This is a genomic window from Pseudomonas sp. 273 (genome assembly GCF_029201425.1).
Classification (GTDB): domain Bacteria; phylum Pseudomonadota; class Gammaproteobacteria; order Pseudomonadales; family Pseudomonadaceae; genus Pseudomonas; species Pseudomonas delhiensis.
In genome coordinates, this window is record NZ_CP116775.1 from 5,393,942 (window position 1) to 5,419,468 (window position 25,527).

General features: G+C 71.4%; 16 protein-coding genes. 6 read left to right on the forward strand and 10 right to left on the reverse strand.

Translation table 11 applies throughout. The features are described from left to right. Positions 1-38: 38 nt before the first annotated feature. From PKO50_RS24600 to PKO50_RS24630, 7 genes are all read right to left on the reverse strand, one after another. Positions 39-3,257: a hybrid sensor histidine kinase/response regulator gene (locus PKO50_RS24600; RefSeq protein WP_275627491.1), complete on the reverse strand. Its 3,219-nt coding sequence runs from the start codon at positions 3,255-3,257 to the stop codon at positions 39-41. A 107-nt stretch (positions 3,258-3,364) separates the two neighbouring features. Continuing rightward, complete coding sequence (locus tag PKO50_RS24605) at positions 3,365-4,564, reverse strand: EAL domain-containing response regulator (protein WP_275627492.1); 1,200 nt, start codon at positions 4,562-4,564, stop codon at positions 3,365-3,367. Continuing rightward, positions 4,561-7,347 (reverse strand): response regulator, encoded by a 2,787-nt coding sequence (locus PKO50_RS24610; RefSeq protein ID WP_275627493.1) that lies wholly within the window; start codon positions 7,345-7,347, stop codon positions 4,561-4,563. The genes PKO50_RS24605 and PKO50_RS24610 overlap by 4 nt, the downstream gene beginning before the upstream one ends. An 86-nt stretch (positions 7,348-7,433) precedes the next feature. After that, positions 7,434-9,476 (reverse strand): exodeoxyribonuclease V subunit alpha, encoded by a 2,043-nt coding sequence (recD, locus tag PKO50_RS24615; protein WP_275627494.1) that lies wholly within the window; start codon positions 9,474-9,476, stop codon positions 7,434-7,436. After that, positions 9,473-13,153 (reverse strand): exodeoxyribonuclease V subunit beta, encoded by a 3,681-nt coding sequence (gene recB, locus PKO50_RS24620; RefSeq protein ID WP_275627495.1) that lies wholly within the window; start codon positions 13,151-13,153, stop codon positions 9,473-9,475. The genes recD and recB overlap by 4 nt, the downstream gene beginning before the upstream one ends. Next, positions 13,150-16,638 carry an exodeoxyribonuclease V subunit gamma gene (recC, locus tag PKO50_RS24625; protein WP_275627496.1) on the reverse strand — a complete coding sequence of 1,163 codons (3,489 nt, stop codon included), beginning with the start codon at positions 16,636-16,638 and terminating at the stop codon, positions 13,150-13,152. The genes recB and recC overlap by 4 nt, the downstream gene beginning before the upstream one ends. Positions 16,639-17,103: 465 nt before the next feature. Beyond that, positions 17,104-17,985, reverse strand: a complete 882-nt coding sequence (locus tag PKO50_RS24630; protein ID WP_109932527.1) for a LysR substrate-binding domain-containing protein — start codon at positions 17,983-17,985, stop codon at positions 17,104-17,106. Positions 17,986-18,124: 139 nt separating this feature from the next. On the opposite strand from PKO50_RS24630, the gene PKO50_RS24635 reads away from it, so the two are divergent. Continuing rightward, on the forward strand, positions 18,125-18,727 hold the full coding sequence (locus PKO50_RS24635) for a glutathione S-transferase family protein (RefSeq protein WP_275627497.1): 603 nt from the start codon (positions 18,125-18,127) through the stop codon (positions 18,725-18,727). Positions 18,728-18,985: 258 nt separating this feature from the next. After that, complete coding sequence (locus PKO50_RS24640) at positions 18,986-20,125, forward strand: HPP family protein (protein ID WP_275627498.1); 1,140 nt, start codon at positions 18,986-18,988, stop codon at positions 20,123-20,125. Here the strand turns inward: PKO50_RS24640 and PKO50_RS24645 are convergent. Both PKO50_RS24645 and PKO50_RS24650 read right to left on the reverse strand, forming a co-directional pair. After that, positions 20,122-20,985, reverse strand: a complete 864-nt coding sequence (locus tag PKO50_RS24645) for a LysR family transcriptional regulator (RefSeq protein ID WP_089390697.1) — start codon at positions 20,983-20,985, stop codon at positions 20,122-20,124. The two genes, PKO50_RS24640 and PKO50_RS24645, sit on opposite strands and share 4 nt — an antisense overlap. 31 nt (positions 20,986-21,016) lie before the next feature. Then, positions 21,017-22,219 carry an MFS transporter gene (locus tag PKO50_RS24650; RefSeq protein WP_275627499.1) on the reverse strand — a complete coding sequence of 401 codons (1,203 nt, stop codon included), beginning with the start codon at positions 22,217-22,219 and terminating at the stop codon, positions 21,017-21,019. Positions 22,220-22,365: 146 nt separating this feature from the next. On the opposite strand from PKO50_RS24650, the gene PKO50_RS24655 reads away from it, so the two are divergent. Further along, a complete protein-coding gene (locus tag PKO50_RS24655; RefSeq protein ID WP_275627500.1) occupies positions 22,366-22,596 on the forward strand; it encodes a DUF2789 domain-containing protein in 231 nt (76 codons plus the stop codon). Between the two features lies 1 nt (position 22,597). Here PKO50_RS24655 and PKO50_RS24660 read toward each other — a convergent pair whose 3' ends face one another. Beyond that, a complete protein-coding gene (locus PKO50_RS24660; protein ID WP_275627501.1) occupies positions 22,598-22,876 on the reverse strand; it encodes a metal/formaldehyde-sensitive transcriptional repressor in 279 nt (92 codons plus the stop codon). A 63-nt stretch (positions 22,877-22,939) separates the two neighbouring features. Between PKO50_RS24660 and dmeF the strand changes: the two genes are divergently transcribed. The 3 genes from dmeF to PKO50_RS24675 all read left to right on the forward strand — a co-directional run bounded on the left by dmeF (position 22,940) and on the right by PKO50_RS24675 (position 25,105). Then, complete coding sequence (gene dmeF / locus PKO50_RS24665) at positions 22,940-23,884, forward strand: CDF family Co(II)/Ni(II) efflux transporter DmeF (RefSeq protein WP_275627502.1); 945 nt, start codon at positions 22,940-22,942, stop codon at positions 23,882-23,884. A 71-nt stretch (positions 23,885-23,955) separates the two neighbouring features. Then, positions 23,956-24,855 (forward strand): pseudouridine synthase, encoded by a 900-nt coding sequence (locus PKO50_RS24670; protein WP_109932538.1) that lies wholly within the window; start codon positions 23,956-23,958, stop codon positions 24,853-24,855. 115 nt (positions 24,856-24,970) lie between these two features. Continuing rightward, complete coding sequence (locus PKO50_RS24675; RefSeq protein ID WP_256595797.1) at positions 24,971-25,105, forward strand: hypothetical protein; 135 nt, start codon at positions 24,971-24,973, stop codon at positions 25,103-25,105. Positions 25,106-25,527 lie beyond the last annotated feature (422 nt).

Sequence of the window (25,527 nt, forward strand, 5' to 3'; positions counted from 1 at the left end):
CCGTCGTGCCGACAGGTCTTCTTTTTCAGCTTAGTCCCTCACAGACCGCGCAAGGCCGCCGCGATCCGCCCGAACAGGCGCCTTATCCGCGGGTCGTCGCCCTGCACGCGGCCTTCGCCAAGGCCCGCCTCGAGCAGCCGGCAGGCACGCACCAGATGCTGCCCGCGCACCACCGCCAAGGCCCCGGCCATGCGGTGCAGCGCCTGGCCCAGGGCCTGGGCGTCGCCCTCGGCGCAGGCCTGCTCGGCCGCCTGCAGGTCTTGCTGCATGGTCTGCAGGAACAGCTCGCGCATGTGCGCCGGCACCTGCAACCCCGTTGGCGCCGGTGGTGCGGGCGTCTGGGGCGTCTCCGGCTCCGGGCGCGGCGCCCGGGCGGCGGCCAGGCCGCGCAGGGCGTCGTACAACCCTCGCAGGCTCAGCGGCTTGACCAGCCAGGCGTTCATGCCCACCGCCTGGCAGCGCTCGCCCTCCTCGCGCATGGCGTTGGCGGTCACACCGATGATCGGGATGTCCATGCCGCGTTCGCGCAACTCGCGGGTCAGCTGGTAGCCGTTGCAGCGCGGCATGTTGACGTCGGTGAGCAGCACGTCGAAGGTCTCGCCCTCGAACTGCTGCAGGGCCTCCTTGCCATCGCCGGCCAGGCGCACCTGGCAGCCCAGCTCCTCCAGTTGCTCACGCAGCAGTACCTGGTTGATCGGGTTGTCCTCGGCCACCAGCACCCGCAGGCCGAGCTTGCCGAAACGGGGAGGCTCCGCGACCGTGGGCAGCTGCTCCTGGCCGTTCTGCGCCAGGGCCAGCGCCTGGGCGATGCCGCGCAGGCTGAGCGGGCTGACGTTCCAGGCGCCCTGCTCGAACTGCGGCTGGCCGGCGGCCTCGGCCACCACGCGCACCCGCGGGCCGCACCAGTCGCAAGCCGTGAGTGTCTCGGGGAACAGCTCCAGCAACACCACCGGCGCCTCGGCGTCGGCCGGCGGCTCGCCGGGCAGCACCATGCAGCCCCAGCGCTGCAGCCAGGCCTCCAGGCAGCCGGCCAGTTCACGCAACGGGCTGCGCAGGTAGACCGGGCCGGCCTGCAGTTGCACGTCGGGCAGGGCGCCCCCCTCGTCGTCGCCGGCCGGCAGGCTCAGGAACAGGGAGAAGCTGCTGCCCAGGCCGGGCTCGCTGACCACCCGCAGTTCACCGCCCATCAGTTGCGTCAGGTGCCAGCAGATGGCCAGGCCGAGGCCGGTACCGCCCAGCCCGCCCTGCCCGGCGGCGACCTGGAAGAAGGGTTCGAACAGGCGCGGCTGCAGGCTCTCGGGAATGCCGATGCCGGTGTCGGTGACCTGCCACTGCAGCTGCACCCTCCGCCCCTCGCGGCCGAGCACTTTCAGGCGCAGCACCACGCGGCCGACATCGGTGAACTTCAGGGCGTTGCTCAGCAGGTTGTTGAGCACCTGGCGCAGGCGCGCGGCGTCGCCGTGCAGCCGCGCCGGCACCTCGGCGTCAATGCAGGCGTACCACTGCAGGTGCTTGGCGTTGGCGCCGACGGCGAAACCGCGCATGACCTCCTCGGCCAGCTCCAGGGGACTGAAGCCCTCCTCGGTCAGCAGCATCTGCCCGGCCTCGATCTTGGATACGTCGAGGATGTCGCTGATCAGTTGCAGCAGCGCCGTCGAGGAGCCCTGGATGGCTTGCAGGTAGCCGCGCTGCTGTACGTCCAGGTCGGTCAGGGAGAGCAGTTCCAGGGTGCCCAGCACGCCGTAGAGCGGCGTGCGGATCTCATGGCTCATGCTGGCCAGGAACAGCGTCTTGGCGGCGCTGGCCGAGTCCGCCGCCTGCTTGGCGCCGGCCAGCGCATTCTGTGCCTGCTGGTATGCCGTGATGTCGCGGAACACGCACAGCAGCGCATCCTCGCCATGGTAGCGGGTCGCCACGAAGGAGGCCTGCAGGTAGAGCCCGTCGTTGCGCAGGCACAGCTCGTTGTGCTGCCAGACACCGTCGAACAGCCGCCAGTCGCGGGCCAGGGCGAGAATGTCGGCCTCGCTGCCCAGCCACTGCGCCGCCAACTGGTTGTGGATGATCAGCTGCTGGCCCCGGCAACCGAGCACGCACAGGCCCACCGGCGCGGTGTCGATGACCGTGCGGCTGAAGGCGTCGCTCTCCACCACCTGGCGATGCGCGGCGTTGGCCGGCCCGACCACCCGCCGCGAATACCAGCGCAGGCCGTACCAGCCGCCACCCAGCCCCATCAGCAGGAGGATCGGCAGGCTCAGCAGCACCCACTCCAGGTTGCGGAAGAACAGCGTGTAGCTGACGCCGTACACGGCCACCCAACCGCCGTGGTCCTGGCTGCGCAGCTTGAACAGCATGCCGCGGTGGTCCAGGCTCAGGCCATCGTCCAGGCTGGCCGGGCGTGGCGGGCCGGTCAGTCGCTGGCCGTCGGGCGCGAGCAGGGTCAGCTCGCCGAACAGCCGGCGCGACAGGGTCTGTTCGTAGTCGTTGATCCGGTTCAGGTCGAGCAGGCTGGCGACTATCACCTGGTGCTGCCGCTGGTCCTCCCACCAGAGGTTGTCCGGCACGTCGACGTTCACGTAGCCCAGCAGCGAACGGCTGTCGCCGTGGTAGGTGTCGGCGCGCCCCCAGTGCACCTGGTAGTCCTTGGCCGCCGGCGGGCGTTCGTGCACCCCGGCCATGACCCGCGCGGCCACCTCCAGGAAGGTGTCGCGGGCCAGGCCGCCGCGCCCGGGCGCGCTGTCCAGCGCAGGCACCGCCAGGAGGGTCTGCCCGTCCAGGTCGAACACCAGCGATTGCGGCGCCGGGTAGTTGGAGGTGCTCCAGAAGCTGGAATAGAAGTTCGCCAGCATCACGCCGAGGGCAAAGGGGCCGGCATTTCCGTTCGCCGGCGGCGCGTGGTCGTGGCTGGCCAGGGTGAAGGGCATGGCGAAGGAGAACTCGCGGCCCTCGTGGACCTCGACCGCGCCCTCGCGCCATTGCAGGGTGAGCTGCAGCGGCACCATGCTCTGGTCGCGCTGGCGCGTGGCCGCGTCGCTCTGCCGGGCGATGCGCAGGAGGAACGCCTCGTGCTCGCGAATGTCGCCCATCAGGCGGGCGAAGTGGAAGTCGATCTTGTCCTGCTCTTCCTGCAGGACCCGCTTGATCGCCCAGACGCTGACGCCGACCAGCGCCAGGCTGAGCAGCAGCAGGCCCACCAGCCAGAGGTTCAGGTGCTGCGAGGTCCTGGCCAGCTTGCCGATCGAACCGTCGTCATGTCCCATGGTGCTATTGGCTCCGCGCACGAAACGTCCCGAGCATGCCTCGCTGACTGTAGATGGCCCGCGGCGAGCCCGCGAGCGGGCGCCACGGGACGGACGCCGGAACGGCTTCAGGACGTCCTCGCCGGACCATCTTCGCGCAGCAACTGGTCGAAGGCCTGCGCGCAGACCGCCTCGGAGATCAGGAAGCCTTGCACCCGGTCGCACTCCAGGCGCCGCAGCAGGCTCAGCTCCGCGGTGGTTTCCACGCCCTCGGCGACCACCTCGAGCCCCAGCCGGCGGCCCAGCGCCACGGTGCTCTCCAGCGCGGCGGCGAGGGCCTCGTCCTCGACGCTGCCGTGCACCAGGGCACGGTCGATCTTGAGTTCCGTGAAGGGCGTCGACACCAGGTTGTACAGTGAACTGTAGCCCTGACCGAAGTCATCCTGGGCCAGGCCGAAGCCTTTCATGCGCAGGCGGCAGGCGCCGGCATGGTAGCTACCGGGCTGGCGCGTGGTGCTGCCTTCGGTCAACTCGAAGCATAGCGAGGCCGGCTCGCCACCCTGCAACAGGACGAAATCGGCCAGGCGGTCCGGCAGGCCGGGATCGTCCAGCAGGTGCGGCGGCAGGTTCACCGACACCGGGATGCGGTAGCCCTGCTGGCGCCACGCCGCCTGGGCGCGCAGCGACTGCTCGACCACGGTCCACAGCAGCACCTGCTCCAGGCCGTGGCGGACCATGTCGTCGATGAAGCTGCCGGGCAGCAGCAGGCCATGCTCCGGATGCAGCCAGCGCACCAGCGCCTCGGCCGCGACTATGCGCCCGTCGCGCAGCGACTTCTTCGGCTGGAACCAGGCCTGCAACTCCCCGCGGGCCAGCGCCAGGAGCAGTTGCGAGCGGCTGAAGCTGGATGCCGGCTGCCCCGGCGGGCGGCGGTCGTTGCGCTGCCGGCCGAGGCGCTCCAGCAGTTTTGCGATGGCCGCCGGCAACGCCGGCTTGGCGATCAGGTCGACCACCGACAGGCCCAGCTCGCGGGCCGCCTGGCAGGCGCCACCGAGTACCCGGCGCGGCGCCGAGCTCATCAGCGCCAGGTGCGGGCGGCACTCCCGGGCGGACAGGTGCTGGATCAGCTGGACGCCGTCCATGCCCGGCATCAGCAGGTCGCTGAGCACCAGGTCGAAGCGCTGGCGGTCCAGGCGCTCGATGGCCTCGGCACCGTCGGCAGCGGCCTCCAGGTGCACGACGCCCTGCTCGCGGAACAACTCCAGCAGGTACTCGCGCTGGAAGGGCTGGTCCTCGACGATCAGCACACGGTAAGGCAGGGGGCTCATGCAGTCTCCTTCGCTGCCGCCAGGCAGCGGTACAACGTATCCAGGTCCACCGGCTTGAGCAGGCACTCGTCCATGCCCGCGGCCAGGCAGCGTTCGCGCTCCTCGCGCATGGCGTTGGCCGTGGCGCCGATGATCGGCCGCTGGCAGCCGCGCAGGCGCAATTCGGTCGCCAGTTGGTAGCCGTCCATGCGCGGCATGTTGAGGTCGGTCAGGACCACATCGAAACTTTCGGCACGCCAGCGCTGCATGGCCTCCTGGCCATTGCCGGCCAGTTCCACGCGGCAGCCCAGCGCCTCCAGCTGGTCGCGGAGGATCAACTGGTTGATCCGGTTGTCTTCCACCACCAGCACCCTCAGGCCTTCCAGGTCACGCGCCGCCACCGGCAGGCGCTCGCGCTGGGCGTTGCCGCTGACGCAGCCCTGGGCAAGCCCCAGGGCACGGTTCAGGGCGGCCAGGCTGTGCAGGCCGACCACCCAGTCGCAGCCCTGGCGCGAGGGCTGCAGGTGCCCCTCGGGGCTCAGCAGCACGCGGCAGCCGGGCCAGTTCTCCGTGGGCAGGGTCGGCGGGCCGTGCAGGCAGACGTCCACCAGCACGCTCTCGGCGCCCGCCTCGGCCAGCGCCTGGGGCGTGGCCATCCGCGCCAGGGCGCCCCAGCGGCCGATCCAGCCGCACAGCGCCTCGCCCAGCTCGCGCATGGGCGACTGCACCAGCACCGGGGCGGCGGCCAGCAGCGGTACCTCGGGCACGGCGCTGACGCGCTCCAGGGGCAGGCTCAGGGTGAAGCTGCTGCCCAGGCCCAGGTCGCTGACCACGCCCAGGCGGCCATGCAGCAGGCGGGTGAGGCTCCGGCAGATCGACAGGCCCAGGCCCGTGCCTCCGGCCTGGCGGGCACTGCCGCCGACCTGGTAGAAGGGCTCGAAGAGGCGGCCCTGCTCCTCGCTGGCGATACCGCTGCCGCTGTCGATCACCTGCCAGGACAGCGTCAGCCGCCGGCCCTCCTCCGCGTCCTGGCGGACCCGCACCAGCACCCGGCCGTTGTCGGTGAACTTCAGGGCGTTGCTCAGCAGGTTGTTGAGAATCTGGCGGATGCGCACGGCATCGCCGGACACCCGCAGCGGCAACTGCGGATCGATGCAGCAGAGCAGTTGCAGCCCCTTGGCCCGGGCCGTGCCGGCGTAGGACTGGACCACTTCCTCGGTCAGCTCCAGGGGCGAGAACTCCACCGGCTCCACGACCAGTTGCCCGGCCTCGATCTTGGACACGTCGAGCACGTCGCTGATCAGTTGCAGCAGGGTCGCCGAGGAGCGCTGGATCGCCTCCAGGTAGCCGGTCTGCTGGGGGTCGAGGGCGGTGCGGCCGAGCAGTTCCAGGGTTCCCAGCACGCCGTACAGCGGCGTGCGGATCTCGTGGCTCATGGTCGCCAGGAACAGCGTCTTGGCGGTGTTGGCGGCATCGGCCAGTTGCTTGGCGCGGGACAGCGCGGCCTCCGCCTGCTTGCGCACGCTGATGTCGCTGAAGGCGCAGAACAGCACGTCCTCTCCCTTGTAGCGGGTCGGCGTATAGCTCAGGTACAGGTGCCGGCCGGCACCGGCGCTCAGCTCCTCGCAGCCTGGCTGGCCGGTGGCGAAGGCCTGGGCGATCCAGCGCCCGCTGTCGCGCGGGATCACCTGGCCGTCGCCCAGCCACTGTTCGGCCTGGAGGTTCTGCAGCACCACCGAGGCGTCGGCGCGGCGCAGCACGCACAGGGCCACGGGCGCGGCGCGGATGACCGCGCGGGAAAACGCCTCGCTGTCCTTGAGCGCCTCCAGGCGCTGCTGCGCCGGGCGCATCAGGCGCTGGTCGATGCGCCGGCCCAGGCGCTGCAAGGCCAGGGCGGCCGAACAGGCCAGGGTGGTAGCGAGCAGCATCGGCAGCCAGAGCGCGGCCAGCAGCTGGCCGATGCCCTGGTGGTAGACCAGCGCCCAGCTCGAGGCGCCCAGGTGCTTGAGCAAGGCCACCTGCAGCGGCAAGGGGCCGAAGCCGATGAAATCGAAGCTGTCGCCGCTCCACAGGGCGCGGAAAGCCTCGGCGTCCTCGTCCTTGGCGGTGCTGCTGAAGATCGCCCTGTGCTGCTGGTCCATCAACAGGTATTCGCCGGCGCCGGGCACGCGCAGCGCCGCGTCGAGGTCGTCGCCGCGGATCTCCAGGCCCAGCCAGCCACTGCGCAAGCGTTCGAACAGGAACAACCGGCCCAGGGGATCGTCGGGGTCCGCCAGCCAGTGCGCCTGCGCATGCGCCCCGTCGACGGGCAGCTGCGACAGGGCATCGAGCACGCTGGCCGGAACCGGCGCCTCGGGGTGGCCGGCATCGTTCAGCCGGCCGACCTGCGGTGCCGCGCCGGGCACGACGTGGAGCAGCCCCAGGCGCTTCTCGCGCAGTTCGGCCAGGTCGCCCGGGAACAGCAGCAGGCCCTCGGCGGTGCCGGGCAGGGAGCGCAGCACCGGCGCCTGCTCGTCGCTGCCGCCCAGCGGGAAGGCCCGTGCGGCCAGCGGCAGGAGGCCGCGGCCGAGGTAGTCGAGCAGCGATTCGCGCTGCGTGAAGAACAGCTGCGCCTCGTACATCGCCGCGTTCATCTCGCGGCGGCGGATCGACACCTCATGGTTGAAGGCCATGTTCAAGGCGAACGCCAGGGTGCACAACAGGCACAGCAGCAAGGTGCCACTGAGCAGGCGCAGCAGCTTGCGGGCGGCACTGGGCGTGGAAAAGGAGGTATCGAGAGGCCGTAGGAATTGTCCGATTTTCATGCCGACAGGTTGTCGGTACTAGTCCCAATGTGCCATCAGACAATTCTAATTGTGATGTAGGTCGCAATCTCCTGCCTGGTCTTCCCTCAGCCCTCCAGCAACCCGCTGGCTCGCTGCACCCGCCGCTCGATGGCCGCTTCCAGCACCCACTGGCCGCGCCCGGCGCTGGCCAGGCTGAACCAGCTGCGCGCGCGGGTGATGCCGGTGTACACCAGCTCGCGGGTGAGGATGGGGTTGAGGGCGTCGGGCAGCACCAGGGTGGCATGGGTGAATTCCGAGCCCTGGGACTTGTGCACGGTCATGGCGAACACCGTCTCCACCGCCTGCAGGCGGCTGGGCAGCACCCACTTGATGCCGCCGCGGCCGTCGGCGAAGGCCACCCGCAGCGGCCACTGGCGCTCGCCGTCCTCTTCCCGGGGCAGTGCCAGGGTGATGCCGATGTCGCCGTTCATCAGCCCCAGGCCGTAGTCGTTGCGCGTGACCAGCAGCGGGCGGCCGAGGTACCAGGCGCCGCCATGGGGCTGGACCAGGCCCTCGTCCTGCAGCAGCTCGGCGATGCGCAGGTTCAGCCCGTCCACGCCCCAGGGCCCGCGGCGCAGGGCGCAGAGCACCTGGAACTGGCCGTGGGCGGTGAGCACCCGCGCGGCCCAGGCGTCGAAATCGGCCTGGGTGGCGTCCAGGGCCGGCCGGGTGTCGCGCAGCACCTGCAGGTAGTGGCGGTAGCCCTGGGGCGGCGCCACGTCCGGGCGGGCGGCGGCGTCGAGGAAGTAGCGGCCGCCGCCCTCCACCACCAGTTCGCGCAGGCCGCGGCTGTCGCGGGCATCCAGGGCCAGGCGCGCCAGGTCGGCGTAGCCGTGTTCCCAGACCGCGCGCATGGCCGCCACGTCGCCGGCGTTGACCGCCTCGGCGAGCTGGCCGATGCCGCTGGCGGAACTGAAGCGGTGGCTGTGGCGCAGCATGGCCACGGCCTGGTCCAGGGGCTGGCCCTGGGGGTCGAGCAGGTCGTCGTCGACGGGCTCGCCGCTGACCGCCTGCAGCCAGTCGCGGGTGGCCGGGCGGTAGTGGCCCTCGCGGGCGCGGCTGCACAGTTCGCCGAGCACCGCGCCGGCCTCCACCGAGGCCAGCTGGTCCTTGTCGCCGAGCAGGATCAGCCGCGCCTTGTCCGGCAGCGCGCCGAGCAGCGCGGCCATCATTTCCAGGTCGACCATGGAGGCCTCGTCCACCACCAGCAGGTCCAGCGCCAGCGGGTTGCCGGGGTGGTGGCGGAACTGGCGGCTGTCCGGGCGGCTGCCGAGCAGGCGGTGCAGGGTGGTGACTTCCTTGGGCACCTGCTTGCGCACTTCCTCGCCGTTGGCGAAGGCGCCGAGGTCGAGCCGGTCCACCGCGTTGGCGATGGATTCGTTGAGCCGCGCCGCGGCCTTGCCGGTGGGCGCGGCCAGGCGGATGCGCAGCGGCCGCCCGCCCTCGCCGCCCAGGGCCAGGCTCTGCAGCAGCGCCAGCAGGCGTACCACGGTGGTGGTCTTGCCGGTGCCGGGGCCGCCGGTGACGATGCCGAAGGCGTTGCCGGCGGCCAGGGCGCAGGCCAGCTTCTGCCAGTCCGCCGGGGCGCCCGGTCTTTTCGGGAAGAGCGCATCCAGCGCCTGGCGCAGCGCGTCCACCGGCAGCACCGCGCGCAGGGCCTCGCCGCGCGCCAGGCGCTGGTCGATGCCGGCGCGCACCTCGCGCTCGTATTGCCAGTAGCGGCGCAGGTACAGGCGCGGGCCGGCCAGCACCAGCGGCGTGGCGCCGGGCCCCTCGCCCACCAGGCGCGGGTCGGCCAGGGCGGCCTGCCAGGCGGCCAGGTCGAGGCCGTCGAGCAGCTCGCCCGGCAGCGTCAGCGGCGTGCCTTCCAGCTCGCCGTCCGGCGGCAGCGACAGGGCGAAGCGGCTGTCGGCGAGGGTCGCGGCCAGGTCCAGGCACACGTGGCCGCGGCCCAGCTGGTGGCTGGCCAGGGCGGCGGCGAGGATCAGCAGCGGCTCGGCGTCGGGCGCCTGTTCCACCAGGAAGGCCGCGAAGGCGCGGTCCAGCTCGCGCAGCCAGCCGCGTCCGGCCCACTGGCCGAGCAGTTCGAGCAGTTCGTCTCGGCTCATGCCGGCACCTCCTCGGCGGCGTGGCTGAACAGCGCTTCCAGCGCCTCCATCAGCGCCCTGGGCGGGCGTTCGTGGAACACGCCTTGCTCGCCGCCGCGCAGGAACAGGTAGAGCGCGCCGCCCACGTGGCGGTCATAGTCGTAGTCCGCCAGGCGCGCCTTGAGCAGGCGGTGCAGGGCGAACAGGTAGAGCGCGTACTGCAGGTCGTAGCGGTGCTCCAGCACGGCCGCGCGCAGGGCCTGCGGGGTGTAGGCCGCGGCGTCCGGGCCGAGCCAGTTGGATTTGTAGTCGGCCACGTAGTAGCGCCCCTCGTGTTCGAAGACCAGGTCGATGAAGCCCTTGAGCATGCCGCCCAGCTGCGTCGGCTGCAGCGCCGGGCGCGCCTCGCCGGGCAGCACCTGGGCGCGCACGGCGGCGTCCAGGCGGGCGCTGTCGGTGGGTTTCACGGCGAACCAGAACTCCATTTCCTTCTGGTAGCTGGCCAGGGCCGCCAGTCGCACCGGCGCGGCATCGGGCAGCGCGAAGCCGGCCTGCAGGTAGGCCGGCAGCCATTGCGCCAGGGGTTCGATCCAGGCTTCCCAGCCGCGCAGCTGGCAGCGCCGGGCGATGAGGTCGCGCAGGGCCTCGGGCTGCTGCGCCACGGCGGCGAAGCCTTCGTCGGCGGCCCATTCCAGCAGGCCGTGGAGGAAGCTGCCGGGGTTGGGCCCGCGCGGGAAGGCGTGCAGGCTGCCGGCGGCCGGCGCGGCCTGGGCCAGTTCGGCTGCGGCGCTGTCGGCGTCGCCTTCGCGCAGGGTGGCTTCCTCGGCGCTGATGGGTTCGCTGGCCGGCGCCGGCGCCTCGCTTTCGGCATCCAGGGTGGCCAGGGCGGAATAGCTGGCGATCCACCATTTCTCCGCCACCCGCCGCTGCGGCTCGCGGGCCTGGCCGAGCTGGCCGGCGCGGGTCTTGTCGTAGGCCGTGGCGTCCACCGCCGGCACGGGTTCGATGCGGATGCCGGGGCAGCCGCCGCCCAGGGCCTGCAGGCAGCCGGCGAAGCCGTCCAGGGCGATGGCCGCGCCGCCGCCCAGCAGGTAGCCGAAGGCGCCCTTGTGCAGCTCGGGGTTCTTCGCGTTGCCCGCCACCAGCGGCGCCACGCCCAGCCACAGGGCGTGGCGGGCGCGGGTCAGGGCCACGTAGAGCAGGCGCATGTCCTCGCCCAGGCGTTCGTCGTTGGCCAGGCGGTAGGCGGCCTCGGCCAGGTCCTTGCCGCGCGCCAGTTCGATCACCTTGCCGTCCTCGCCCTGGAAGCTGGGCGGCGTCTGGCTCTTGCCGTCCAGCTCCTTCCAGCTGCAGATGAAGGGCAGCAGCACCAGCGGGTATTCCAGGCCCTTGGACTTGTGGATGGTCACCACCTTGATCAGGTCGGCGTCGCTTTCCAGACGGAGGATTTCCTCGCTCGACGGGCTGGCCAGCTGTTCGGCCAGCACCCGCAGCAGGGCGTGCTCGCCGTCCAGCTCGGCGGCCTCGCGCTGCAGCCACTCGGCCAGGTGCAGCAGGTTGGTCAGGCTGCGTTCGCCGTCGGCGCGGCGCAGCAGCCGCGCCGGCAGCTCGAAGTCGGCCAGCAGGCGCCGCAGCATCGGCAGCACACCCTGCTGCTGCCACTGGCTGCGGTACTCGCGGAAGCGCATGAGCATGCCTTCCCAGAAGCGCTCGTCCTGGTTCAGCCGCTCCAGGGTCTGCCAGCCCAGGCCCAGGGTGCGGGTGGCCAGGGCGCTGCGCAGCAGGGCGTCGTTGCCCGGCTCGGCGCAGGCGCGCAGCCAGTGCAGCAGGTCGCCGGCCTCGGGGCTGTCGAACACCGAGTCGCGGTCGGACAGGTAGACGCTGGCCAGGCGCCGCGCCGCCAGTTCCGCGCGCACCGCCTCGGCCTCGCTGCGCCCGCGGACCAGGATGGCGATGTCCGCCGGGCGCAGCGCGCGGCCCGTGCCGTCGGCCTTGTACAGCCCGGCGCGGCCCTGCTGGGCCAGGCTCAGCCAGTGGCGGATGGCGCTGGCGGTGCTGGCGGCCATCTGTTCGCGGTACAGGCGGCTACCGACCACCTGGCCGTCGTTCTCCAGTTGCCAGAGTGTCAGCGCCGCGGCTTCTTCGCCGTCGATCAGCAGGCGCTCGTCGCGGCCCTTGGCGGCCACCGCCTGGAACGGCACCGGGTTGTCGCCCTCGGCGGCGAAGCGGAAGGCGCCGCGCTCGTGGCCCTCGGCGAAGGCGAAGCAGTGGTTCACCGCCTCCACCACGGCGAGGGTCGAGCGGTAGTTGGTGCCCAGGGTGTAGTGGCGCCCGGCGGTGGCGGCGCGGGCGCGCAGGTAGGTGTGGATGTCCGCGCCGCGGAAGGCGTAGATCGCCTGCTTGGGGTCGCCGATCATGAACAGGCCGCAATCCCTGGGGTTGTCGGCGATGCGGTAGATGCGCTCGAAGATGCGGTACTGCAGCGGGTCGGTGTCCTGGAATTCGTCGATCAGCGCCACCGGGAACTGCTGGCGGATGCGCTCGGCCAGGTGCTCGCCGCCGGGGCCGGCCAGGGCTCGGTCCAGGCGCGCCAGCAGGTCGTCGAAGCCCAGTTCGGCGCGGCGCTGCTTCTCCGCCTCCAGGGCGCGGCTGACTTCGCCCAGGGCGTGCAGCAGCAGTTGCGGGGCGATGTCCGGCTGCTGCTCGGCGGCCTCCACCCAGGCGTCGATGGCCCTGAAGGCGGGATGCTCGGGCACCACCGCCTTGGCCTTCACCTTGATCCGTGTCTGGCCGAAGCGGACCAGGTTGTCCGGCGCCGCGCCGCCGGCGCTCCAGGCTTCCAGGGCCTGCAGCCAGCCTTCGAAGACGGCGTCATCGTCCTTGTTGCGGTAGCTGTTGCCGTTGAGCTGCGGGCGCAGGTCGACGAGCAGCTGGCGCAGGCTCTGGGCATCGGCGGCCCAGGCGGCGCGGGCCTGCTGTTCCAGCGCGTCCAGGCGGGCGTAGAAGTCGCCGGTTTCCTCCAGCAGCTCGCGCAGCGAGCCGGGCGCGCTCAGCGGTTGGTCGGCGTAGCGGAAGCCCGCCTCCTGCTGCGCCAGCAACGGCTGCAGCAGGCGCGCCAGGGCCTCGGGGCCGCCCTTGTAGATGTCGCCGACGACCTTCGCCGCCGGCGCCGGCAGCGGGTAGAAGTTGCGCCGCCAGTAGTCGCGCACCACTTCGGCGAGCAGTTCGCTCTGGTCGGTGATCAGGTCCTGGGTGAACAGGCTGCCGCTGTCGAAGGCGTGCTCGCGGAGCATGCGGTAGCACCAGCTGTGGATGGTCGACACGGCGGCCTCGTCCATCCATTCCGCGGCCAGGCGCAGCAGGCGCGCGCAGCCGGGCCAGCGCTCCTGCGGGTAGCTGGCGCGTAGCTCGACCAGCAGCGCGTCGTGCGCCAGCGCCGGCTCGGCGAAGCAGGTGGCGGCCTCGCCCAGGCGCGCGCGGATGCGTTCGCGCAGTTCCTGGGTGGCGGCGTCGGTGAAGGTCACCACGAGGATTTCCGGCGGGCTCAGCGGCCGGCCGAAGGCCAGCTCGCCGCCGTGGTCGAGCACCAGGCGCAGGTACAGCAGGGCGATGGTGAAGGTCTTGCCGGTGCCGGCGCTGGCCTCGATCAGCCGGCTGCCGTGCAGGGGGAATTCCAGGGCGCGCAGTTCGCGGCTCATTGGCCTTGCTCCTCGTCGTCGCGGCGTTGCAGCAACTGGTACAGCGGGCCGTAGAGGGTCTCGGCCCAAGTGGCGAATTCGCCGCTGGCGTCGAGGCTGGCGAAGTCCGGGTAGACCCGCGCCAGGGCCGGCGAGGAAGCCGCCTCGCCGGTGCTGCCGAAGCCGCCGTCGTAGCGCTTGGCCGCCTCGCTGGCGGCGCGGGCCTCGTCACCACCGGCACCCAGCCAGGCGAAGGCCGCCTTGCAGGCCACCGGCAGCGGCCGGCGCAGGCCTTCGAGCCAGGCGGCGATCAGCGCGTCCAGGTGGCCGCGGGCGCTGTCCGCCGCCAGCGGCGGCAGTTCCAGGGTGCCGGTCTGGCTGACCAGCAGGCTGCGCACCGGCGTACCGCACAGTTGCAGGCCCAGGTGGCGCACCCAGTGGCGCACCAGGCTGTGCCACTTGTAGCCGCGGCCTTCGTGCAGCTTGCCGCTGACCAGTTGCAGGCTGGCCCACTGGCCCTCGACGTTGCGCCGCAGGCCGCCGAGCCAGTCGCCCAGCTCCACGCCGCTGGCCGGGTGCCTGTGGATAAGCTCGCGCTGGCCTTCCTCCGCTTCGCTCCAGTGCTCCAGTTCCTCGCGGTAGCGCCTCAGCAGCTCGCCCAGCGGGGCGCTCAGTTCTCGGGCGGAGAAGGCGCCGAAGGCCGCCAGCGGCAGGCGCCCCTCGCCGCGCAGGCGCGCCAGTTGCCCTTCGATGCGGCCGGGCAGTTCGCCGTCGGCCCAGTGGTTCTCGATCCACGGGCGCAGGCGCTCGCAGAGTTCGAACTGCAGTTGCCAGACCTGCAAGCCGTCGAGGGCGAAGGTCTCCTCGTCGTGGCCGGTCAGGTCTTCCTCGGCGAAGCGCACCTTCAGGCGCTGCTGGAAGAAGGCGTTGACCGGGCTGGCGAGGAAGTCGGCGAGCACCCGCAGGCCGATGGGCGCGTCCGGCAGCAGTTCCGGCAGCGGCGCCTCGGCCTGTTCGGCCGGTTCGTCGTCGCGGTGTACCTCGCGCCATTCGCGGGCGTAGGTGTAGAAGCCGTCGACGCCCTCGCCCTGCCCTTCGAAATAGCGGCGGCTGAAGGGTTGCAGCGGGTGCACGGTGGTCAGCGCCTGCAGCAGCGCCTTGCCGTCGCCGGGCTTGCCGGGCAGCGACCAGCCGGCCGCCAGGTGGTCGCGCAGCTGGCCGATCAGCACCGATGGCGGGCGCTCGCTGTTGTCGCGGATGCTCCGCCCGACCCAGCTGACGTACAGCTGGTCGCGCGCCGAGAGCACGGCTTCGAGCAGCAGGTAGCGGTCGTCCTCGCGCCGCGAGCGGTCGCCGGGGCGGTAGTCGTTGCGCATCAGGTCGAAGTCCAGCGGCGGTTGCTGGCGCGGGTAGTCACCGTCGTTCATGCCCAGCAGGCAGACCACGCGGAAGGGAATGGCGCGCATCGGCATCAGCGTGCAGAAGCTCACCGCGCCGGCCAGGAAGCGCTGGTTCAGGCCGCCGGCGTCCAGCCCGCCGAGCCAGGCCTCGCGCACCACCGAGAGCGGCAGCGGCTCGCCGAAGGCGGCGCGCTCGCAGGTTTCCAGCCAGCGTTCGAGCAGTTGCAGCAGTTGCTGGCGCAGCAGTTCGTCGTGCTCGTCGCGGGTCAGGAAGAAATCGTCCAGCAACTGGCGCAGGCGCTCGCGCCAGACCTCGGGCGCGGCCGGCTCGGCCAGGCTCTCGCAGGCCGCGGCCAGGCGCTGCAGCAGGCCAGCCAGGGGGCCGAGCACGGCGGCGTCCAGCCCGCCGATCTCGGCGTAGGGCTGGATGCCCTGGAAGGCCTCGCCCTCGCCCACCGCGAAGCCCAGCAGCATGCGCCGCAGGCCGAAGCGCCAGGTGTTGGCCTCCTCGGCGGCGGGCAGGCCGAGGTCCTCGCGCTGTTCGCCATCCAGGCCCCAGCGCACCCCGGCGCCGTCGATCCAGCGCTGCAGCAGCGGCAGGTCGGCCTCGGCGATGCCGAAGCGCGCGCGCAGGGCGCCGACGTCCAGCAGGTCGAGGATCTCGCTCACCGCGAAGCGGCTGTCGGGCAGTTGCAGCAGGTGCTCCAGGGCCACCAGCAGCGGCTCGCGGCCGCGCTGGCCCTGGTCGGCCAGGGTGTAGGGGATGAAGCGCCGGTCGTCGCGCCCGAGCTGGCCAAACACCGCCTGGACGTGCGGCGCGTAGGCGTCGATGTCGGGGACCATGACGATGACGTCGCGCGGGCGCAGCGTGGGGTCGGCGTCGAAGCGCGCCAGCAGCTGGTCGTGCAGCACCTCCACTTCGCGTTGCGCGCTGTGGGCGACCTGGAAGCGGATCGAGTGGTCCCGCGCCGGGTCCGGCGCCGGCCATTGCGCGCGGGTCTCGGCCAGCGGGCGCAGTTCGAGGATGTCGTCCTGCAACTGGCCGAGCAGGTGCGCCGGCGGCGCCTCGCTGAACAGGTCGATGCGCCCGCCGCTGACCTCGCCGAAACGGCTGCGGTAGCTCTCGGGGTTGTCGTACTGGTCGAGCAGGTTGATGTAGTCGCGGCCCTGCTTGCCCCAAGCCGCCAGCAGCGGCTGGGCGTACTGGTGCTGGAGGTCGTCGTCCAGTTGCAGCGGCACCCCGGGGCGGCGCTGCTGGCGGCGGTACTCGTGGCGCAGCAGGTCCTTGTCGGCGACGATGTCGGCCCAGTGGTGGCGGCAGGGGTTGTGCACGCACAGCAGCACCTGGGCGATGCGCGACAGCGCGGCCAGGGCCTCCACGGTCTGCGCCGGCATGGCGGAAATGCCGAACACCACCACCCGGCGCGGCAGGCCCTGGGGCGGCGTGCCTTCGCGCAGGCGATCGAGGAAGCGCCGGTGCACTCCGGCACGGCTGCCGGCCAGGCCGTCCTCGCCCACTTCCGCCAGCAGGGCGCGCCACAGCTCGGCCTGCCAGCGCTCGTCCTCGCCCAGCGCGCGGAGGCTGCCGTTGGCGGTGCGCAGCTGGTCGCGCTGCTCGCTCCAGTCCTCCAGCCAGTCGGCGCGGTACACCTGGTACTGGTCGAACAGGTCGGCCAGGCGCTCGGCCAGCTGGTAGCGCTTGCGCAGGTCGGCGTCGTCGGCGAGGAAGCGGCGCAGCGCCTGGAATTCGTCGCGCTCCAGCAGGGTCGGCAGCAGGCGCATCAGGCGCCAGGTGAGCGGCGCCTTGTCCAGCACCGAGACCTCCGGCACTTCGTCCTTGCCCAGCGCGCCACGGTAGGCGCGCCAGAGGAACTGCGCGGGCAGCTGCACGTCCAGCGCCGCGGTGATGCCGCAGCCGCCGTCGGCGACGTCGCGGCCCAGGGCCAGCTTCAGCCATTGGGCGATGCCGTTGCTCTGCACCAGGATGGTCTCGCTTTCCAGCGGCGCCAGCGGGTAGCGCGCCATCCAGGCCACCAGCAGGTCGCGCAGCGCCTCGGGGTGGTTGCCGTGGATGACCATCAGGCCGGGGCTCAGGGCTTCGCTCATCGTCTCTCCAGGTTTGCCGGTGTGCCCGGCATTTGAGCAGAAGCCGGGGTGGGTCGGGAGGTTTTTCCACGGGGTGATTGTATCGGGGCGGGGCGACGTTCTGTGTCGCGAGGTTGGTCCCCGCCCCCAACCTAACCTTGTCATTCCCGCGAATGCGGGCCCCAGAAAAGATGTCAGGTTTGGGTGTAGCGCGCCGCTCCGAGCGCGTTGATGTTTCTCGTGTAGGGCGCATAACGCCTACGGCGTTATCCGCCAAATCGCGGACAAAGTTGCTCCTACGGTTTCAGGAAGCACGGACGTAGGAGCGGGCCCTGCCCGCGAATCGCGCGCAGGGCGCGCTCCTACAGGGGAATGGCATGGCTCGGCCCGCGTAGGAGCGGACTCCGTCCGCGATTGGTCTCACCGCCCACGCCGGACACCCCGGTGGCACGGCCAACGGCGGATAACCGAGAACGGTCATTCGCCCTACGCCAGGTACCCCTCCACCTCCTCCGCCAGCCACTCGGCGAACACCGCCACCTTGGCCCGGGTCTCCTCCCGCTGCGGCCATACCAGCCAGTAGGGGTAGGCATAGGGTGCGCTGACCTCGCCCAGCTGCACCAGCTCGCCGCGGGCCAGGGCGCCGGCCACCAGGCTGCGCCGTTCGACGCTCACGCCCAGGCCCAGGCGCAGGGCCTCCACCACCAGGTTGGAGTCGTTGACGGTGAACAGGCCGTCGCCCTCGGGCAGCGCCACGCCCGCCGCCTGGCACCAGGGCAGCCAGGACTCGAAGCCGTGGATCAGCGGGCCGGCGAGGATCTGCTGCGGCGTGCGCGGCAGGCGCCCGCCATTGAAGTGCGGGGCGCACACCGCCACCAGCTCGTCGTCGAACAGGCGTTGCTGGGCCAGGCCCTCCCAGTGCCCCTGGCCGATGCGGATGGCCACGTCGGCCAGGCCCTGGCGCAGGTCGATCACCTCCAGGCTGGCCAGCAGGCGCAGGCGATACTGCGGGTGGCGCCGGCGGAAGCCCGGCAGGCGCGGCAGCAACCATTGCTGGGCGAAGGACGGCAGCACCGCCACCACCAGTTCGCCTTCGCTGGGCCGCGCCCGCGCCAGGCGCGTGGCCTCGGCGATGTCGCGCAGGGCGCGGCGCACCTGCAGGGCGTAGAGCCGGCCCTCCTCGCTCAGGCGCAGGCCGCGGCCCTCGCGCTGCAGCAGGGTGACGCCGAGCAGTTCCTCCAGCTGGCGCACCTGCTGGCTCACTGCCGAGTGGGTGACGTGCAGCTCGGCGGCGGCCTGGGTCACGCTGCCGAGCCGGGCCACGGCCTCGAAGCTGCGCAGCGCGGACAGGGGTGGATAGGCGCTCATGTAAGTTCTGCTAACCCTTGCAGTTATAAATCGTCGATTTTTTCCGCCCTTGCGAGCCGCTAGATTGGGCGACAACAGCGCTGACGCATGGCCCCTTCAGCCGGCCACCACATGTAATCTCCAATAACAGGATGCCTCCATGCAACTGATCGGAATGCTCGATTCGCCCTACGTCCGCCGCGTGGCCATCAGCCTGCGCCTGCTGGACGTCGACTTCAGCCACCGCTCGCTCTCGGTGTTCCGCCACGTCGAGGAATTCCGCGCCATCAACCCGGTGGTCAAGGCGCCCAGCCTGGTGCTGGACGACGGCCAGGTGCTGATGGACTCCAGCCTGATCGTCGACCTGGCCGAACACCAGGCCGGGCGCAGCCTGATGCCCGCCGAGCCGGCCGCGCGGGTGCGCGCCACGCGCCTGCTGGGCCTGGGCCTGGCGGCCTGCGAGAAGGCCGTGCAGCTGTACTACGAGCTGCAGCGGGACGAGGCCCGGCGCGACCCCGCCTGGTACGCCCGGGTGGACCAGCAACTGCGCGCCGCCTGCGCCGGCCTGGAACTGGAGCTGCTGACCCAGCCGCTGCCGCGCGACGGCAGCCTGGACCAGGCCGGCCTGACCGCCGCCGTGGCCTGGACCTTCATCCAGCTGGTGCATGCCGAGCGCGTGGCCGCCGGCGACTACCCGGCGCTGCGCGACTGGACGGCGTTCGCCGAGACGCTGGAAGCCTTCAAGGCCTTCCCGCCGGTGTGAGCCCTGCGCGGGCGAACCCGACGGCTCGCCCACACTTCATCGTTATTGCAGTCAAACAGCAATAACATTCATTGGATATGCATCGTCACGCTGTCTAGGATGGCCTCCAGCCTTCGCCCCTGCGGCGAATCGCCGCTCGACCAACCATAAGGAAGCGCCCGCCCGACCGGCCCCAGGCCGGATCCGTGATGCGCGGTGCCTGCGTGACATGCATCCATTGACTGCCCCCCTTCCCGGCGCCTCTTGCGAGGTGCCGCGATGAAAGCCGCTGCCTTCGGCGCCTGGCTGCACCGCCTGGCGCCCTGCGCCGGGCCCTCGTCCAACCGCGACTGGCTGCGCGCCGTGCTCGGCTGCGGCCTGGCCCTGGGCCTGAGCATGCCCTTGTGCACCTGGCTGTTCGGCATCGACACCGTGCTGCGCATCGGCCCACCGCTGGCCGCCTCCGCCCTGCTGGCCATCGCCGTGCCCTCCAGCCCGCTGGCGCAACCCTGGTCGCTGCTGGGCGGCAACCTGGTGGCCGCGCTGGTGGGCCTGCTGCTCGGCCACTGGCTGGGCCACAGCTGGCCGCAGGCGTCGCTGGCCATGGCCGTGGCGGTGCTGCTGATGCTCGGCCTGCGCTGCCTGCACCCGCCGAGCACGGCCATGGCCTTCAGCCTGGCCCTGGGCGGGCCGCTGGTGGACCAGCAGTTGCTGCACCTGCTGCTGCCGGTGGGCGTGGCCTCGCTGGCGCTGATCGGCGTGGCCCTGCTCTACAACAACCTCACCCGCGCGCCCTACCCGCGCAAGCTCGCCGCCCCGGCCAGCAACCCGCACCTGACCGCCGACCCGCTGCCCGGCGAGCGCCTGGGCCTGCACGCCGACGACCTGGAAAGTGCCCTGGCCAGCGCCGGCGGCTTCGTCGACGTCACCCCCGAGGACCTCGAACGCCTGCTGTTGGCCGCCGAAAAGCACGCCAGCGAACGCCTGCTGGGCGGCATCCGCGCGCGCGACATCATGTCCCGCGACATCCGCTCGGTCAGCCCGGACGCGCGCATCGAGGAGGCCTGGGGCCTGCTCGACAAGCACCACCTCAAGGCCCTGCCGGTGCTCGACCGCGGCCACCTGGTGGGCATCCTCACCTTGAGCGACCTGTTCCGCGGCCAGCGCCGCCTGCGCTCGCCCTTCGGCCAGCGCGTCGGCAACCTGATGACGCACCGCGTGCAATCGCTGCGCGAGGACGCCCAGCTGCCGGAGCTGATCCAGCTGCTTTCCGACCAGGGCCGGCACTGCCTGCCGGTGGTCGACGACGCCGGCCGGCTGGTGGGCATGCTCAGCCAGACCGACCTGATCGCCGCCTTCCGCCACCTCTGGCTGCAGCCGCAGGTGCAGGCCGAGCGGGCCCTGCAGCTGGCGGTCTAGGCCTCGTAGTCCCAGCGCTGCGACCAGTCGATGTCCTCGGCCACCACTTCGCGGAGGATGGCCAGGGCGTTCTGCAGCGCCGGCGAGTCCTTCTCGCGGGAGTACACCAGGTAGGTCGGGTAGATGAATTCCGGCGCCAGCGGCACCCGCTCCAGCACCCCGGCCTGCAGGTAGCTGTGCACCACCCGCGTGCGGAAGTAGCCGCTGCCGCCGCATTGCAGCAGGTGCTGCAGGGCCAGCGGGCCGAGGCTGAAGCGGGTGGCGGCGTGGGCCCGGTCCGGCAGCGCGGCGTCGTGCTGGCGGCGGAATTCCTCGCCCCAGTCGATGTAGATGTAGGGCTCCGGCTGCTGCGTCGAGCGCACCAGGATCAGCTTCTCCTCCAGCAACTGCTCCACCTGCATGCCCGGCCAGTAGTCCGGGCGGTAGACCAGCGCGGCGTCGAGCACGCCCAGCTCCAGCTGCTTCTGCAACTGCTCGCCGCTGCCGACCTCGGCGTGCAGGGCCAGGGCCGGCATGCGCTGGCGCAGGCGCACCGTCCAGCCGAGCATCAGCGGGTTGCTCAGGCTCAGCTCGCCGCCGATGCTCAGCGCCTCGCGGTAGCCCGCCGGCAGCGGCAGGTCGCGCCGCGCCGCATCCCAGGTCTGCACCAGCTGGTTGGCGTAGCCGAGGAAGCGCTCGCCGTCGGCGGTCAGCCGGGCGCCGGCGCGGCTGCGCTGGAACAGCCGGCAGCCCAGTTGCGCCTCGAGGTTCTGCACCCGCGCGGTGACCGTGGTCTGGGTCACGTGCAGGCGCTGCGCGGCGGCGACGAAGCTGCCGCCACGGGCGATTTCCAGGAAGGTGCGCGCCAGGTCGATGTCCATGGGAAGGGCTTGCGGCGAAGGATGCCGCAGTCTAGTCGAACTCCAGTTCCTCGTGGCGCTGGCGGGTGAAGCGCAGCAGCCAGAGGCAGATGAGGAAGCCGCAGGCGGCCAGCGCCGCGGCCACCAGGAAGATGCTGGCGTAGTCCGAATGCGCGGCCACCGCGCCCATCAGCGGGCCGGCCAGGCCCAGGGCCAGGTCGAAGAACAGCGCGTAGGCGCCCAGCGCCGAACTGCGGCTGGCGGCGGGGATGCGCAGCACCGCCTCGACGCCCAGCGCCGGGTACACCAGCGACAGCCCGGCGCCGGTCAGCGCCGTGCCGAGCAGGGCGAAGGCCGGGCTCGGCGCCTGCCACAGCAACAGCAGGCCGGCGCTTTCCACCAGCAGGCAGAGCACCGCCACGTTGAAGCCGCCGAAGCGGTTGATGGTCCAGGACAGCAGCAGCCGCGCGCCGACGAAGCTGATGCCGAACAGGCTCAGGCACCAGGCCGGGTCGGCCCAGCCGCGGCTGCCGTAGTAGAGGGTGATGAAGGTGGCCAGGCTGCCGAAACCGATGGAGCCCAGGGCCACGCACATACCGTAGGGGAGTACCCGGCCGAGCACGGCGAAGAAGGCCATGCGCGTGCCGGCGATGATCGGCGCCGGCGCCCTGCCGCGGGCCAGCAGCAGGCCCAGGCCGGCCAGCACCAGGATGCCGGCGCCCAGGCTCCACAGCCCCAGGTGCGCGGCCATGCCCACGCCCAGCGGCGCGCCCAGGGCGATGCCGCCGTAGCAGACGATGCCGTTCCAGGAGATCACCCGCGCGGTGTTCTGCGCGCCGACCCGGGCGATGCCCCAGCTCGCCGTGCCGATGCCCATCAGGCCCTGGGCGAAGCCTATCAGCAGGCGGCTGCCCAGCAGCAGCGCCAGGCTCGGCCAGGCCAGCGCCTGCAGGCTGGTGGCCAGCAGCACCAGCGCGCCGCCGCCGGCCAGCGCCAGCAGGCCGTAGATCACCGCGCGCTTGGCCCCCAGGGTGTCGGTCAGGCGCCCGGCCAGCGGCCGCGAGGCGAGGGTCGCCAGGTACTGCGCGCCGATCACCACGCCGGCGGTGGTGGCGTCGAAGCCCAGGTCGTGGTGGACGAAGCCGGGCAGCACCGGCAGCAGGAAGCCGATGCACAGGAACAGCAGGAAGGTGAAGACGACGATCGAGACGATCTGCAGGGTGACGGCGTGCGGACGCTGCTCGGGAGAGCTCATGAACGGGCCTGGCGCGAGGGGATGTCAGGGACTGCGCCATCATTGCCCGAGGCCGGGAAAATTGAAAGCCACCTATCGATTCCGCGGCCGACCGGCCGGCGCCGAACGCCTATAGTTGATGCACGACCGACCACAGGAGGCCCACCATGGACACCACCCCACACACCTTCGCCGAGTTGTTCAAGCAACTGGGCCTGCCCAGCGGCCACCAGGAGATCGACGCCTTCCTCGCCGCGCACCGCCTGCCCGAAGGCCAGGCCCTGGCCGATGCGCCCTTCTGGAGCGAAGCCCAGGCGACGTTCATCCGCGAGGCCCTGGAAGAGGACTCGGACTGGGCCGAGGAAGTCGACGAACTGGCCGCGCGGCTGTCCCACTGAGCTACTTCAGGTAGGAACGCAGCACGCCCATCACCTGGTCGAGGTCTTCCGCGCGCTGCTGCGGCGTGCGCGCCTCGGCCGCCAGGTGCTCGCGCAGGTGCCCTTCCAGCACCTCGGCCATCAGGCCGTTGACCGCGCCACGGATCGCCGCGATCTGCTGCAGCACCGCGGCGCAGTCGCCCTCCTCCTTCTCCAGCGCCCGTTCCAGCGCCTCGCTTTGCCCCTTGATGCGGCGGATGCGGGTGAGCAGCTTGCGTTTGTCGCGGATGGTGTGGGCCATGGGCTGACGTCCTGAAAGTATACTGGGGTATAGTATATGAAACGGATTCCAGGACATTCTCGCATGCCAGCCCCCGCCCTTGCCCCGTCGCATCCGCACGACTTCCACGAAAGCAATCCGCTGGCCGAGCGCAACACCCTGCGCGCGGTGGTGCTCACCGCGCTGATGATGGTGCTGGAGATCGCCGGCGGCTGGTACTTCAACTCCATGGCCCTGCTCGCCGACGGCTGGCACATGAGTTCCCACGCCATGGCCCTGGGCCTGGCGTTCTTCGCCTACGTCGCGGCGCGGCGCCTGAAGGGCGACGGGCGTTTCGCCTTCGGCACCTGGAAGATCGAGGTGCTGGCCAGCTACAGCAGCGCCCTGCTGCTGCTCGCCGTGGCGGCGTTGATGCTGTTCGAGTCGGTGGCGCGGCTGATCAGCCCCTCGCCCATCCACTACGTCCAGGCCATCGTCATCGCCGCGCTCGGCCTGCTGGTCAACCTGGCCTGCGCCTGGCTGCTGCGCGACCACCACGAGCACGAGCACGGGCACGACCATGACCATGACCACGATCATCACCACGACCACGGGAACACCCATGGTCACGACCTCAACCTGCGCGCCGCCTACCTGCACGTGCTGGCCGACGCCGCCACTTCGGTGCTGGCCATAGTCGCGTTGCTCGGCGGCATGCTCTGGGGCGCGGCCTGGCTCGACCCGCTGATGGGCATCGTCGGCGCCGTGCTGGTGGCGATCTGGGCCCGTGGCCTGCTGCGCCAGAGCAGCCGCGTGCTGCTCGACGCGGAGATGGACGCGCCGGTGCTGGAGGAAGTGCGCCAGGCCATCGCCGCCGGCCCCTACCCGGCGCGCATCACCGACCTGCACCTGTGGCGGGTGGGCAAGCGCAAGTACGCCTGCATCCTCAGCCTCAGCACCGCCAGCCCGGCGCGGCCGGAAGACTTCAAGGCACTGCTGGGGGTGCACGAGGAGCTGGCCCATGTGACCGTCGAAGTGAACCCCGCCTGAGGCGCCGGGCGGCCTTTGACGATAGCGGCCATCTGCGGCCTAATGCACGCCCCCGACCGTCGCCGCCGCCCATGTCCGAGAAGCCGTTTTCCGCCGCCCAGCACCGCGCCAGCACCCTGCACCTGCCGGCCGGCCCCTGGTCGACGGTGCTCGACTGCCTGTGCGCGCGCTTCCCGGCGATCCCCCGCGAGACCTGGCTGCAGCGCCTGGCCCGCGGACGCGTGCTGGATGCCGAAGGCCGCGCCCTGGATGCCACAACGCCCTACCGCGAGGGCTTGCGCGTGCACTACTTCCGCGAGGTGGAGGCAGAAACGCCGATCCCCTTCGAGGAGCGCATCCTGCACGTCGACGAGCACCTGGTGGTGGCCGACAAGCCGCACTTCCTGCCGGTGACGCCCTCCGGCCAGTACGTCGAGCAGACCCTGCTGGCGCGCCTGGCCCGGCGCCTGGACAACCCGCTGCTGGTGCCGCTGCACCGCATCGACCGGCCCACCGCCGGGCTGGTGCTGTTCTCCGCCAACCCGGCCAGCCGCGCCGCCTACCAGGCGCTGTTCCGCGAGCGGCGCATGCACAAGCGCTACGAGGCCATCGCCCCGCCGCTGCCGCAGCTGGAATTCCCCCACGTGCGGCGCAGCCGCCTGGTGGACGGCGAACCCTTCATCCTCATGCGCGAGGCCGAGGGCACGGTCAACAGCGAAACCCGCATCGAGGTGCTGGAGCGCCGCGAGCACTGGTGGCGCTACGCGCTCTACCCGGTGAGCGGCAAGCGCCACCAGCTGCGCGTGCACATGGCCGCCCTGGGCGCCGCGCTGCGCAACGATCCGCTTTACCCACAGCTGCTGCCGGAAGAGCAGCGGCGCAGCGACGATTATTCCCGCCCGCTGCAGCTGCTGGCCCGCCACCTGGCCTTCGACGACCCGCTGACGGGCCAGCCACGACAGTTCGACAGCCAGTTGCAACTGGACTGGTGAGCCGGGCCTTTCATCGATTTCATCAATAGTCGAAAGCAGGAAGTTCCATTTCCGCCGGGGTGGCCGTTGCGCTTTCATAAGCGTCATCCCACTGACGGAACGCAAGGAGCCCGCCATGAGCTATACCGCGAAATCCTTCTCGGCCCTGGTCAACGCCCTGCTCGCCGCCGGCATCACCCGCCCGGAGCAGATGGCCCGGCAGCCATTCCGCAACGCCCAGGGCTACTGGTCGGCGGAGGTCAAGGCATGAACGCACGGACTTTCCGCCACTCGCCGCTGGGCGAGGATGGGTCGCTGCTGTTCTACCTGCTGGCGGTGGCCTGGTTGCTGTGTTCGGGGGTCTGAACCCCCGGGCCTCGTAGGAGCGAGCTTGCTCGCGAACCCTGGGCCTGTGCTCCGATCTCCACCCCTTTGTCATTGAAAAGACGTCGGGTGTGGGTGTAGCGCGCCGCTCCGAGTGTTCGGACGTCTCTTGTTTCGCCCCCTCGGGCGAGTCCCTTTTGTCAAACGCCACAAAAGGAACCAAAAAGGCTTGCCCCGCATACGGGCCCGATGAAGCCGGGCTACCCTCACGAACTCCCCCGCCACGGAGGCCCGCCCCGAGGGTACGTCCCTGTAGCCCATCGGGGCTCTCGCGACATCCATGTCGCATGACCTCCTGAGCGCCGGTTT

Excerpts from the sequence above, each read along its gene's own strand:
- PKO50_RS24600 (WP_275627491.1), bottom strand. The coding sequence starts at position 3,257 with ATGGGACATGACGACGGTTCGATCGGCAAGCTGGCCAGGACCTCGCAG.
- PKO50_RS24605 (WP_275627492.1), bottom strand. The coding sequence starts at position 4,564 with ATGAGCCCCCTGCCTTACCGTGTGCTGATCGTCGAGGACCAGCCCTTC.
- PKO50_RS24610 (WP_275627493.1), bottom strand. The coding sequence starts at position 7,347 with ATGAAAATCGGACAATTCCTACGGCCTCTCGATACCTCCTTTTCCACG.
- recD (WP_275627494.1), bottom strand. The coding sequence starts at position 9,476 with ATGAGCCGAGACGAACTGCTCGAACTGCTCGGCCAGTGGGCCGGACGC.
- recB (WP_275627495.1), bottom strand. The coding sequence starts at position 13,153 with ATGAGCCGCGAACTGCGCGCCCTGGAATTCCCCCTGCACGGCAGCCGG.
- recC (WP_275627496.1), bottom strand. The coding sequence starts at position 16,638 with ATGAGCGAAGCCCTGAGCCCCGGCCTGATGGTCATCCACGGCAACCAC.
- PKO50_RS24630 (WP_109932527.1), bottom strand. The coding sequence starts at position 17,985 with ATGAGCGCCTATCCACCCCTGTCCGCGCTGCGCAGCTTCGAGGCCGTG.
- PKO50_RS24635 (WP_275627497.1), top strand. The coding sequence starts at position 18,125 with ATGCAACTGATCGGAATGCTCGATTCGCCCTACGTCCGCCGCGTGGCC.
- PKO50_RS24640 (WP_275627498.1), top strand. The coding sequence starts at position 18,986 with ATGAAAGCCGCTGCCTTCGGCGCCTGGCTGCACCGCCTGGCGCCCTGC.
- PKO50_RS24645 (WP_089390697.1), bottom strand. The coding sequence starts at position 20,985 with ATGGACATCGACCTGGCGCGCACCTTCCTGGAAATCGCCCGTGGCGGC.
- PKO50_RS24650 (WP_275627499.1), bottom strand. The coding sequence starts at position 22,219 with ATGAGCTCTCCCGAGCAGCGTCCGCACGCCGTCACCCTGCAGATCGTC.
- PKO50_RS24655 (WP_275627500.1), top strand. The coding sequence starts at position 22,366 with ATGGACACCACCCCACACACCTTCGCCGAGTTGTTCAAGCAACTGGGC.
- PKO50_RS24660 (WP_275627501.1), bottom strand. The coding sequence starts at position 22,876 with ATGGCCCACACCATCCGCGACAAACGCAAGCTGCTCACCCGCATCCGC.
- dmeF (WP_275627502.1), top strand. The coding sequence starts at position 22,940 with ATGCCAGCCCCCGCCCTTGCCCCGTCGCATCCGCACGACTTCCACGAA.
- PKO50_RS24670 (WP_109932538.1), top strand. The coding sequence starts at position 23,956 with ATGTCCGAGAAGCCGTTTTCCGCCGCCCAGCACCGCGCCAGCACCCTG.
- PKO50_RS24675 (WP_256595797.1), top strand. The coding sequence starts at position 24,971 with ATGAGCTATACCGCGAAATCCTTCTCGGCCCTGGTCAACGCCCTGCTC.